Annotated in this window: 2 protein-coding genes; both read right to left on the bottom strand. The window is 56.9% G+C overall.

Annotated elements, in window-relative coordinates; all coding sequences use genetic code 11:
* Positions 1 to 201, bottom strand: a 201-nt coding sequence (locus IG168_RS20775; RefSeq protein WP_226877207.1) for a hypothetical protein, incomplete at its 3' end; no start/stop codon positions are given.
* A partial coding sequence (locus tag IG168_RS20770; RefSeq protein ID WP_226877206.1) for a hypothetical protein occupies positions 183 to 371 on the bottom strand: 189 nt, incomplete at its 5' end. The genes IG168_RS20770 and IG168_RS20775, both read right to left, overlap by 19 nt.

The following is a 371-nucleotide window of genomic DNA, read 5'->3' as shown; positions in this document are numbered from 1 at the left end:
CGTCGCCCGGCCGACGCTGTAGGACGCCAAGCCAATGCGATCCACGGCGGCTGAGAATGCGAGTGTTGTTGTTGCGGATCTCTCGATGCCAGCGATCTTCGCAGCATAGGGTATCACAATCCCCAATAGGACGATCGTGATAACGGCTATGACCGGGACGATGGCACCGCTGTCCGGATCGTCTAGTTTGATGCTGTGCATGATGCCCAATCCGGCGCAGTGTCGTGGAAACCGTAGCGGTCGGAAAACCGCCGAAACAGGGTGCACATCGACGTGCAGTCGAAGTTGATGGCGGTGTCTTTCTCCAGAAGATCGAAAGTGGCGGCGCACCTATTGGTGTAATCCGCGACCATCGTTTGTTCTTCTCTGGT

It is taken from the genome of Microbulbifer hainanensis (assembly GCF_014904735.1).
In the GTDB taxonomy this organism is placed as follows: Bacteria; Pseudomonadota; Gammaproteobacteria; order Pseudomonadales; family Cellvibrionaceae; genus Microbulbifer; species Microbulbifer hainanensis.
The sequence above is the reverse complement of the archived record's forward strand: the minus strand, read 5'-3'. Positions and strand labels throughout refer to the sequence as shown.